Here is a 10,685-nt window from a genome sequence, read left to right on the forward strand (position 1 = left end):
TACTTTGCTCCAAAATATAAAAAAATGGAGTTTAAAAATTTACACAATCAAGTTACACCATTACTAATTGGAAATGTTTGGGATGTGCCAAGTACAAAAACAGCCGAAAAATTAAATTTTCAAGCAATTGGAACTTCAAGCTCAGCAATTGCAACACTTTTAGGATATAATGATGGCGAAGAAATGGAGTTTTCTGAATTGGAATATTTCATAAAACGAATTACACAAAACACAAATTTACCTTTGTCAGTTGATTTGGAATCTGGATATAGCCGTAACCCAAAACAAATTGTTCAGCACATAAAAATACTATCAGAATTAGGAGTTGTTGGAATCAATATTGAAGATAGTATAGTGAACGAAAAACGGATTCTACTAGATGCTAATGACTTTGCAAAGACACTAACAGAAATAAAACAACAGTTAGAAAAAGAAAATATTGATATCTTTATAAACGTTCGAACAGATACATTTATCCTACTTAAAGAAAACGTGATTACAGAAACAAAAAGAAGAATTGAACTGTATCAAAATGCAGGCGCAAATGGAATTTTTATTCCTTGTATTGAAAAAGAAAATGATATAAAAACGATTACTGATTCAACAAGTTTGCCCATTAATGTAATGTGTATGCCGAATCTTCCAAATTTTGAAACGCTAGCAAAATTAGGTGTAAAACGAATAAGTATGGGAAATTTCCTTTTTGACAAGATGTATGGTAACTTTGAAGAAACAGTAAAGAATGTTTTAAGTCAAAACTCTTTTAAATCTATTTTTTAAATGTTGATTACGGATAGCAATAAAATCGAAACGTATTATCAAGCGCTACTAGACAGAAAGCAGAGTTTTGTTGGTATTTTTTTTGTTGGAGTAAAAACGACTTCTATTTTTTGTATTGCGACATGTAGAGCAAGAAAACCAAAACTCAAAAACGTTGAATTTTACACATCATTTAAAGAAGCGTTGGATAATGGATATAGACCTTGTAAAATATGCAAACCAACAGAAAATGCCAATCAAGCACCAGAACAAGTTGAGAAAGCGATTCTATTGGTAAAGGAACATCCAAAAGATAAAATTACGGACTTCCAATTAAGAGAAAAAGGAATTAGTCCGGAAGTAGTGCGTAGATGGTTTAAAAATAGTTATGGTATGACTTTTCAGGCATATCAACGAATGTATAGAATAAACAATGCTTTTCAAGAATTAAAACACGGAAAAAATGCGACACACACGGCTTTTGATTCAGGCTATGAATCGTTAAGTGGATTTAATTACACTTTTAAGAAGCTAGTAGGTAAATCGCCAAAAAATAGTAAAGACAAAAACATAATTCTTATAAACAGACTTACAACACCTTTAGGTCCAATGTTTGTTTGTGCAACTGATACTGGAGTTTGCTTATTGGAATTTGTTGATCGGCAAAAGCTCGAAACAGAATTTAAAGACTTGCAAAAGTTGTTGAATGCAACTATTATTTTGGGTGAGAATGTACACATCAAACAAGCCAAGAAAGAAATAAAAGAATACTTTGAAGGTGAGAGAAAAGTTTTTGACTTAAAACTAGAAACACCAGGAACTGATTTTCAAAATTCTGTATGGAATTGCCTAAATGGAATTGCATACGGTAAAACGCAAACCTATCAACAGCAAGCAGAAAAAATAGGCAATCCAAAAGCTGTAAGAGCAGTTGCTTCTGCAAATGGTTGTAATCGAATTGCTATTATTATACCTTGTCATAGAGTCATTGGAAAAAATGGAAAAATGACTGGATATAGTGGCGGAATTGAACGAAAGAAGTGGTTGATTGAGCATGAACGAAACAACGGAAGCAAATAAAAATGTGCAAAAAGCATAAAAAATCCGCAATATTCATAAGAACATTGCGGATTTTTTTATGTTTTCTAAAAAGTTTCCGCTGCTGCGGGAACAAGTCTAATTGCGTTGCAATCTAAGAGATTCCTGTTTACAGGAGAACGAGTCTAAAAGCGAAAGCGATCTAACATCTAACAGCGGAGCGGTCTAAGAGATTCCTGTCTACACGGGAACGAGTCTAAAAGCATTCACACTGAGCTTGTCGAAGTGAAGCAATCTAAGAGATTCCTGTTTACAGGAGAACGAGTCTAAAAGCGAAAGCGATCTAACATCTAAAAGCGAAAGCGATCTAAGAGATTCCCGTCTACAAGGGAACGAGTCTAATCAAACACTGGTTCAACCGTATATCCTTGCTTTCTCAACAAATTAATAACACCTTGTTCGCCAGGTAAATGCAATGCACCAACACCAATAAAAGCAGGCGCTTCTTTTGCAATTTCTTCAATCAATGGAATCCAATTGCGGTTGCGTTGATCTACCAAACTTTCTTGAAAATCTGCTTCCATACCTTGTTCGGTCATCACAGATAATAAACCTTCTAAATCTTCTGCATTGTAAAATTGGGTCATTTCATCAAAGCTTTTTTTGCTTTCATCCATACCATTATCTGCCATTTCTACTAATGATTTCAATTGTTCTTCATACGGAATATTGTCAAAAACTTTCATTTGATCTTCAATCGTTTCCAAGCCAATTACATCTTCTTTCTGTTCTTTTGCAATCTTCATAAATTCAGTCTCATAAGCTACTCCTTTATCACAAACTGCCATTTTTGAAGTCAAAGTTGCCGTAATTGCAAACGGTTTCATAGTATTGAACATCTTCAAACTCATTCCGACTTGATCATTAAAAAACGCAGATAGCTTTTTATAATCTTCTTCATTCATCAATCCTTCAATAGTTTTGCCTTTTTCCATAAAAATAAGCTTCATCATATTGGCTTGTAATTTAGGATCGGACATATCAATTTCTAATACCAAACGATCTGTTTCATCAAACGCTTTTTTAAGTTTGTCGGTATAATTATAATCACACGTTAAGTGAATAGTTCCGTATAAATAGGATGGTTTTTCAATGCCATTTCCTGAAATTTTCCAAAGTAAAGAGTTTTCTAATTTTGGAACTGTACTACTGCTTGAAGTTGATTTGTAAGAATTACAGCTAATAAATAATGTAAGTACCGTAAGTACTAACAGTGACAATTTTTTATTCATAAATACAATTTAATAATTATGCTAATTTTTGCTAAAGATACTAAAAATAAAAGCGTGTCATTTGAAACTATATCAAAAGTGAATTAGAAATGCTTGTATTAATTTTTTAGTTTTTAGATTAAAAATTCGATATTTGTATTTCACAAAAGCGCAAAGGATTGAGACATTTGTTGAAGCTCCTCGAAGAGAGCGACTGTCGAAAGCCTGACTGTCAACACACTGAACGGAGTAGAAGTGTGATGCAGATGCGCCAAAATATCAAACTATGGGAATGAATAAAAATACAGTATTAGCTTGGGCAACATTGATTATGATATTAGTCGGGCTAGGTTTAATTGCTTTAGGCGCTTTTAGATACGATGAAGTTGCAGGATACGGATTTGCGGCTGTCGGTGTAGGTTTCTTTGCCATTGCATGGGTTTTTAACGCACTAAAAGGTAGAGTATAAACCTAAAAATAACCTAAATAATACACTAAAAGCTTTCGAATATCGGAAGCTTTTTTTTGTGTAAAATTGAAAAATGTAAACGAAAAATTGTAGATTTAACTTCCTAAATATAAAGACAACTCTTTCTATTTAAATGCAATATGATTACATGGAGTTAGAAACACTCATTGAACAATTTCAAAATAAAGACGCAAAGGCTTTTGAATCGTTGTACGAAATGTACAATGAAAGCATTTTTGGTGTCATTAATACAATTGTCAAAAATGAAGCTATTGCTACAGAAGTGTTGCAAGATGTGTTTATAAAAGCATGGAATAAATCGGATGCGTATACCGCCAAAAAAGGACGTTTTTTTACATGGTTGCTCAATATTGCCCGAAATGCTGCAATTGATAAAATCCGATCAAAATCATACAAGAATACACAACAAAACCAAGACATTGATTTTTTCGTACATAGTATTGAGAGCAACGATAACTTAGACCAACAAACCAATGCAATCGGCTTAAAAAAGTATGTAAGCAAACTTGCGGAAAAATGTAAGCAGATTATCAATTTGATATATTTTAAAGGATATACGCAAAAAGAAACTGCAGAAACGCTCGAAATCCCTTTAGGAACTGTAAAAACTAGAAATAGAAACTGTATTAGCGAACTTAGAAAAGCATTAGAAGTATAGATGGATAGTAAGGAATATATAGCATCTGGAATATTGGAACTGTATGTAGCAGGCGCGCTTTCTGAAAAGGAAAACGAAGCAGTACATGCAATGATGCAACAATATCCTGAAGTGATGCAAGAAGTCCTTTCTATTGAAGCTGCTATAGTAAACTTAACTGCGGCAACTGCCACCAAAAATACGACTGGCCTTTTTGATACGATTAAAGAAAAACTACAACTTTCGGATGCTGTACTTAATGAAACGCCTGTAATTCCACTAAAGAAAGAACGTTCTATTTTCCGTTATGCAGGTTGGGCAGCAGCAATTGTATTTGCTACAGGATTGGTATTTTCTCTGTTGTTGAAAAGCGATTTAGAAGCTGAGATAGAACTTGTACGATCGGAACGAGAAGCCTTGAAAAAGCAAATATATCAAGCCAATAGCGATTTAACAGCTGCGAGCGAATTGCTAAATGTATTACGAACCAAAGATATTATTTCGGTGCCACTTGGCGGACAAGCAGTTTCGCCAACTTCGTATGCAAAAGTATATTGGGATAAAAGTTCAAATAATATCTACTTAGATTTACAAGGATTGCCAGATCCGCCAGCGGGGAAAGTATACCAAATTTGGTCCTTAAAATTAGATCCGTTAACACCAACGAGCTTAGGAGTTATTGCAGATTTTACAACGGATACAGACAAAGTGTTTGATTTACAAAACGCGAACGAATCAGAAGCATTCGGAATCACTTTAGAGCCAGCAGGAGGAAGTAAATCGCCAACAATGGAACAATTGTATACGCTTGGTGTTGTGGCTGCTACTCCTTAACTAATTTTTTCATGGTATACTTTTTGTTGCCTTGTGCTAAACTTAGAACCAAAAACCAATGTGCCAGATGAAAAAAGCCAAATTTTTATATCTATTTCTTCTTTCAATATTCTTTTTCATTGGATGTTCTCCAAAGCAAACTAAAATTAAAACTAGCAATTCCAAATACTGCGCAAACGAACTCAGTTTATTGTCAATTTCAGATTCGCTCAAAAAAATAACAATCGATTATTCACTTGAAGAAAAGCCATTACTTAGTTCTATAGAAGAAAAGGTAGGAGAGAATGTGTGTGGAGAACTTGTTAGTTTTGGATTGATTTTAAAAAATGAAGATGTTATAAAAATTCAGTATCAGAAAATATGCGATGATGGAATTATTTTTTGTGGAAGAAAACCTTGGAAGGCAAAAATTTTATTAAATGAACACGGTCTTTTATTGATAGACTATGAACTAAGCTCAATAGATTCTGTAAAACATTGGCTTCATCAAAACTTAATGAATGGTAAAGGTGTAAAATTTAAAGAAACTTCCATACAATGGCAGACCGAAACGCCAAAAGACAGTATTGAAAAGACATTCGCCAATATCATGGATGGATATTTGTTAAAATATGAAGACTTGTCGCAACAACTTTTTTTGAAAAAAATATGCGATTTAGAAACTTCCCAAATAAATATTTTAAAAGAGAAATTATCATTTAAACTACAATTAGAATTAGAAGAACTAATAATCATTCCGCCGCCGCCGCCAATTCAACAAGAATGATTATAAAACAAAAAAGACACTTCATTACAAAGTGCCTTTTTTCAATAAAAACCAATCGCCTAACAAAAGTTAGGACTAAATAGTTCGCCAAAAACTACAATCGTTGTATTTTTTCTGTCATAATTGGACCCACTTCAAAACTACTCTCTAGTAGTTCAGCTTTGATCTCCGAAACCGTTTCTGTATGTCCATTTGCTTTTAAAATTTCAGCAACATGATACATGGCAACAGGTTCAAACGTTTTGTCAATAACATGCTTTTGAATAATGTGTAAAGCTTTCGCTGAATTTCCTTGTAAATGATAACTCCAGGCTAATAAATCATACGATTGCGGTGTAGGGCGTAGTTTGACTTCTTGTTGTGCAATTTTCAATGCTTTCTTTGGATCATTTAATTCTTCCGACAGCACAGAAATCGTATATGAAGTATACATGACACCATATTTTTCATCTTGAACAGCCTTCATAAAAGCGTTGATATTTTCTTCTTTTTTAGCATTTTCTCCCATAAATTCAGCAATCTCAGCTTTCAATAAATAATAATCTGGCGCTTTGTGTTGCAACATGATGGTATTTAAAATTCGCAATGCTTCCGTTGGATTCTTCTCATGCGAAAACACAATCCAGGCAATTCCTTTTTTGGCATACGCATCGTTCGGATCTAATTCCAGCGCTTTCAAATAATGAGCGTACGCATCTTTAATTCTTCCGGTGTGACCGTAAAAATCAGCCAAATTTGTATACGACCATTGTTTCAAAAATTTATTATTTGCGTCTTCAGCTTTCAATTTTGCTTTCTCCATCATTTTAATGGCTGCTAGTAATTTTCCTTCGTGATCGTACCATTTTGACAATCGAATCATCGCATTAAAACTATTTTCATTCTTAAAAATGCTGAGGTACTTTTCGGCTTCTTGAACGTTTCCAAGTTCTAAATGTACATCAAATAACATTTTTTGGGTTGCTTGAAGATTTTCTCCTAAAACTTCCGCTTTTTTCAATAAAGTCAATGCTTCTTTAAAACGGTGTTGTGAAATATAATTACGAACTAAACTTCTTATATATCCTGCATTTTGATACTTTGTACGTTCATTTAAAAGTTCCAAGTGCAAAGCCGCTTCCATTAAATGAGAGATTTCGCCAGTTGCCTTAAACAGCTGAGAATATGCACTTGCAACTTTTGCATGATACGGATATTGATTTGGAGATTTTTCTAATTTGGCAGACCAAAATTTGTGGATTTCAGTTGCGGTTTCTATCGTTTTGTTTTCAGCTACATCTAAATATTGATTGTACGATTGGGCAGCTGTAATTTTTTGTGATGAAGTGGTAGTACAACTCATAACAAGCATACAAACTCCAAGTATTTGAAAGGCGATTTTGGTATTCATTAGGTTGACTTTTTTTAAAAGTTAAACTAACTCCGTTGAAAAGCGGAGTCTTGTAGTATAATTTAATTGTGTTTTTAAGTCCAATTTTTTTATTTTAAAATAGAGAGCATCTAGCGTGATCGTTCAACTAATTAACAGGTTAAATTGTTATAGACTAAATGCTCTCGTAGCAAATCAGATTACCACGGTGAGGCTAAGTATGGAAATGAGGACAAAAAAGGCTTGTCATTAGCGTCCACATGATCATCAGAAAGATTTGGGTTTTCTGTGAAGTCTTCGCCTCCAAAAATTAATAAGAGTTCTACGGTAATTACATCATCTGCCAAAGCACGACCTGTGAGTACGTTTGTTCCGTCAAAAAAAGTGGTCGTTCCATCTAAAGAAACATTTAAAACATCCGTTGCTAACAAACCTGTAAAAGCGGCTGCGTCTTGTCCTAATGCATTTTGATCTCCAGGATTTGCAAATGCTGGACTCAATCCTGTTAAGTTGGTTTGAAACATGCTTTGAAAAGCTGCATTTTGTTGTGATGGAATTGTTACGTTAAAATTATCTTTACTCGCTTGCGAAACAAAAACCGTATTTACGGCTGGTCTTCCCATTTGGTCTTGCTGTGCGAAAGTTCCTGAGAAATCAGGCGTTGTATCCATTATAATTGTATTATCGTCTGAAGCGCAACTCGCCAAGGTAAAAAGGCTGATGAACGCAAGTCCGAATATAGATTGTATAGTTTTCATTGTATTGTTTTTTTGTGTGAATGTTGATTGCTTATTGTTTTCCTTTTGCTTCTGCCCAAACATTGATCGTTCCGGAACCTCCAATTTGTGATTTTGGCACTTCTACTACGATTGATAGTACATTGCTTCCTGCAAACGTATCAGTTCCAGGATCGTTAAAACTGGTTGCGTTTCCTGTGATAATTTCACCGTACTGCGCAAAATCCATAAAGAATGGATCGTCTCTTGGTCCTGCAAAAAATTGCATTCCGTTGTTTGTGGCAGTAATCGCGTTGCTTCCGTATGTAGAAATGTCAACAGAAGATTCTGTTCCAGAAGTCTCAACAACAGAGTTCAATCCTGTAGCACTTGGTGCAACGGGACCAAAGAAATACATTTTTCCATCTCTTGGAATGGCTTGAATCACTAAGTCTTCCACACTATCTCCCGAAGTATCAATATTAATTTCGATCAACGTATTTTCGTCAAAAGAAGCATTTCCGGTTGCTGCCGGACTCAATAATCCTTGTGTGTTTACCACAAACGCAATACTATTTGTATCTTCTCCTTGAAAGGCGTAGAAATCGGTAATATCGGTAGTTGTTCCCTGAATTGCTGGCGCATCAATATGATCTGCTGCTATCAAAAAGAAACTTCCCACCAAAACAATACTTATTCCTAAAATGGTTGTTACTCGTTTCATAATTTTTAAGATTAATTAGATTTTTATTGTATTACGGTTTTATATACGAGAGGAATTTAAGTACGGTTTTTAAAAAATGTATTTTTTTAGAAAAAAGATTGAAATGCTGATGTGTTAGGTGTGTAAATAATTGTTTTTCAATGAATTAGTTAATTTAAAAAAAATGAGTTTTGAAAGTATTTTTAAGCTTTCGCGAATTGTCTTTGAACAAAAATTTTATTTTTTAGTCATTTCACCTTTCAATCTTTCAATCCCAAATTAATATGCGCGAATGCTACGACAATTGTGTATATTTGTGACAAAGCAATTAAATTAAAGATCAATTATGTCAGACGATAAGAAAGTTATCTTTTCAATGAATAGGGTTTCTAAAACCTATCAAAGTACGAACAAACAAGTTTTAAAAGATATATACCTAAGTTTTTTCTATGGAGCTAAAATCGGGATTCTCGGTCTCAACGGTTCTGGTAAATCTACCTTGCTGAAAATTATTGCAGGCGTAGAGAAAAATTACCAAGGAGATGTTACGTTTTCGCCAGGTTACAAAGTGGGTTATTTAGAACAAGAGCCACAACTAGACGAAACTAAAACCGTGATGGAAGTTGTAAAAGAAGGTGTTGCAGAAACGGTTGCCATTCTTGACGAATACAATAAAATTAACGACATGTTTGGTTTGGAAGAAGTATATTCTGATGCAGACAAAATGGACAAGTTGATGGCGCAACAAGCTGACTTGCAAGATAAAATTGATGCTTCTAATGCGTGGGAATTAGATACAAAACTAGAAATTGCCATGGATGCGTTGCGTACGCCAGAGCCAGACAAATTGATTGGAGTACTTTCTGGAGGAGAACGTCGTCGTGTTGCCTTATGTCGCTTGTTATTACAAGAACCAGAAATTTTACTATTAGATGAGCCAACAAACCACTTGGATGCAGAATCTGTACATTGGTTAGAGCATCATTTAGCACAATACAAAGGAACCGTAATCGCGGTAACGCACGATAGATATTTCTTAGATAATGTTGCGGGTTGGATTTTAGAATTGGATAGAGGAGAAGGCATTCCGTGGAAAGGAAACTATTCTTCTTGGTTAGATCAAAAATCGACACGTATGGCGCAAGAAAGCAAAACAGCTTCTAAACGTCAGAAAACATTAGAACGAGAATTGGAATGGGTTCGTCAAGGAGCAAAAGGACGTCAAACAAAGCAAAAAGCACGTTTGAAGAACTATGACAAATTGATGAGTCAAGATCAAAAACAAATGGACGAGAAGTTGGAAATCTACATTCCAAATGGTCCACGTTTAGGAACAAATGTAATTGAAGCTTCAGGCGTTTCTAAAGCGTTTGGTGACAAATTATTATATGAAGATTTAAACTTCAACTTACCACAAGCAGGAATTGTAGGTGTAATTGGTCCGAATGGAGCTGGAAAGACAACCATTTTCAAAATGATTATGGGCGAAGAAGCGGCAGACAAAGGAACGTTTACGGTAGGAGAAACGGCAAAAATCGCGTATGTAGATCAGTCGCATTCAAATATTGATCCAAATAAATCAATTTGGGCAAACTTCTCTGACGAGCAGGAATTGGTCATGATGGGCGGAAAACAAGTAAATTCGAGAGCGTATTTAAGCCGATTCAACTTTGCAGGAAGCGAGCAAAACAAAAAAGTAAATACACTTTCTGGTGGAGAACGCAACCGATTGCATTTAGCCATGACTTTAAAAGAAGAAGGAAATGTATTATTACTGGATGAGCCAACAAACGACTTGGATGTAAACACACTGAGAGCTTTGGAAGAAGGTTTGGAAAACTTTGCTGGTTGTGCCGTTGTAATTTCTCACGACAGGTGGTTTTTAGATCGTATCTGTACACATATCTTAGCTTTTGAAGGCGATTCACAAGTGTATTTCTTTGAAGGAAGCTTCTCAGATTATGAAGAAAACAAAAAGAAACGTTTAGGTGGCGACTTGATGCCGAAGCGTATTAAATATAAGAAGTTGATAAGATAATTACTTTGTCATTCCTGCGAAGGCAGGAATCTATATAATAGAACACTAAAACCCTTGCAATTTG

The 10,685-nt window shown here is 34.7% G+C and carries 11 protein-coding genes; 7 read left to right on the forward strand and 4 right to left on the reverse strand.

What is annotated here, in order from left to right; translation table 11 throughout:
* Window positions 1–780: isocitrate lyase/phosphoenolpyruvate mutase family protein (locus tag AB8B65_RS20955; RefSeq protein WP_405303230.1), on the forward strand; the 780-nt coding region annotated here is incomplete at its 5' end.
* On the forward strand, window positions 781–1,839 hold the full coding sequence (locus tag AB8B65_RS20960) for a bifunctional transcriptional activator/DNA repair enzyme AdaA (RefSeq protein WP_405303231.1): 1,059 nt from the start codon (window positions 781–783) through the stop codon (window positions 1,837–1,839).
* 356 nt (window positions 1,840–2,195) lie between these two features.
* Here the strand turns inward: AB8B65_RS20960 and AB8B65_RS20965 are convergent, their stop codons facing one another.
* On the reverse strand, window positions 2,196–3,089 hold the full coding sequence (locus tag AB8B65_RS20965; RefSeq protein ID WP_405303232.1) for a TraB/GumN family protein: 894 nt from the start codon (window positions 3,087–3,089) through the stop codon (window positions 2,196–2,198).
* A 271-nt stretch (window positions 3,090–3,360) separates the two neighbouring features.
* Between AB8B65_RS20965 and AB8B65_RS20970 the strand changes: the two genes are divergently transcribed.
* The 4 genes from AB8B65_RS20970 (at window position 3,361) to AB8B65_RS20985 (ending at window position 5,795) form a co-directional block, all read left to right on the forward strand.
* A complete protein-coding gene (locus AB8B65_RS20970; RefSeq protein ID WP_405303233.1) occupies window positions 3,361–3,537 on the forward strand; it encodes a CAL67264 family membrane protein in 177 nt (58 codons plus the stop codon).
* Between the two features lie 148 nt (window positions 3,538–3,685).
* Window positions 3,686–4,216: an RNA polymerase sigma factor gene (locus tag AB8B65_RS20975; protein WP_405303240.1), complete on the forward strand. Its 531-nt coding sequence runs from the start codon at window positions 3,686–3,688 to the stop codon at window positions 4,214–4,216.
* Window positions 4,217–5,029, forward strand: a complete 813-nt coding sequence (locus AB8B65_RS20980) for an anti-sigma factor domain-containing protein (RefSeq protein WP_405303234.1) — start codon at window positions 4,217–4,219, stop codon at window positions 5,027–5,029.
* 67 nt (window positions 5,030–5,096) lie between these two features.
* The gene (locus AB8B65_RS20985; RefSeq protein ID WP_405303235.1) at window positions 5,097–5,795 is read left to right on the forward strand and encodes a hypothetical protein; all 699 of its coding nucleotides are present in this window, start codon (window positions 5,097–5,099) and stop codon (window positions 5,793–5,795) included.
* 94 nt (window positions 5,796–5,889) lie between these two features.
* On the opposite strand, the gene AB8B65_RS20990 is transcribed toward AB8B65_RS20985, so the two are convergent.
* From AB8B65_RS20990 to AB8B65_RS21000, 3 genes are all read right to left on the reverse strand, one after another.
* Window positions 5,890–7,185, reverse strand: coding sequence for a tetratricopeptide repeat protein (locus AB8B65_RS20990; RefSeq protein WP_405303236.1), 1,296 nt, complete (start codon window positions 7,183–7,185; stop codon window positions 5,890–5,892).
* Between the two features lie 179 nt (window positions 7,186–7,364).
* On the reverse strand, window positions 7,365–7,922 hold the full coding sequence (locus AB8B65_RS20995) for a DUF4331 family protein (RefSeq protein ID WP_405303237.1): 558 nt from the start codon (window positions 7,920–7,922) through the stop codon (window positions 7,365–7,367).
* A gap of 31 nt (window positions 7,923–7,953) precedes the next feature.
* Window positions 7,954–8,604, reverse strand: coding sequence for a DUF4331 family protein (locus AB8B65_RS21000; RefSeq protein ID WP_405303238.1), 651 nt, complete (start codon window positions 8,602–8,604; stop codon window positions 7,954–7,956).
* Between the two features lie 325 nt (window positions 8,605–8,929).
* On the opposite strand from AB8B65_RS21000, the gene ettA reads away from it, so the two are divergent.
* Complete coding sequence (gene ettA / locus AB8B65_RS21005) at window positions 8,930–10,621, forward strand: energy-dependent translational throttle protein EttA (protein ID WP_405303239.1); 1,692 nt, start codon at window positions 8,930–8,932, stop codon at window positions 10,619–10,621.
* The last annotated feature ends 64 nt before the right edge of the window (window positions 10,622–10,685 follow it).

It is taken from the genome of Kordia sp. (assembly GCF_045105435.1).
In the GTDB taxonomy this organism is placed as follows: Bacteria; Bacteroidota; Bacteroidia; order Flavobacteriales; family Flavobacteriaceae; genus Kordia.

Coding starts and splice junctions, on each gene's coding strand:
- AB8B65_RS20960 (WP_405303231.1), top strand. CDS start 781: ATGTTGATTACGGATAGCAATAAAATCGAAACGTATTATCAAGCGCTA.
- AB8B65_RS20965 (WP_405303232.1), bottom strand. CDS start 3,089: ATGAATAAAAAATTGTCACTGTTAGTACTTACGGTACTTACATTATTT.
- AB8B65_RS20970 (WP_405303233.1), top strand. CDS start 3,361: ATGAATAAAAATACAGTATTAGCTTGGGCAACATTGATTATGATATTA.
- AB8B65_RS20975 (WP_405303240.1), top strand. CDS start 3,686: ATGGAGTTAGAAACACTCATTGAACAATTTCAAAATAAAGACGCAAAG.
- AB8B65_RS20980 (WP_405303234.1), top strand. CDS start 4,217: ATGGATAGTAAGGAATATATAGCATCTGGAATATTGGAACTGTATGTA.
- AB8B65_RS20985 (WP_405303235.1), top strand. CDS start 5,097: ATGAAAAAAGCCAAATTTTTATATCTATTTCTTCTTTCAATATTCTTT.
- AB8B65_RS20990 (WP_405303236.1), bottom strand. CDS start 7,185: ATGAATACCAAAATCGCCTTTCAAATACTTGGAGTTTGTATGCTTGTT.
- AB8B65_RS20995 (WP_405303237.1), bottom strand. CDS start 7,922: ATGAAAACTATACAATCTATATTCGGACTTGCGTTCATCAGCCTTTTT.
- AB8B65_RS21000 (WP_405303238.1), bottom strand. CDS start 8,604: ATGAAACGAGTAACAACCATTTTAGGAATAAGTATTGTTTTGGTGGGA.
- ettA (WP_405303239.1), top strand. CDS start 8,930: ATGTCAGACGATAAGAAAGTTATCTTTTCAATGAATAGGGTTTCTAAA.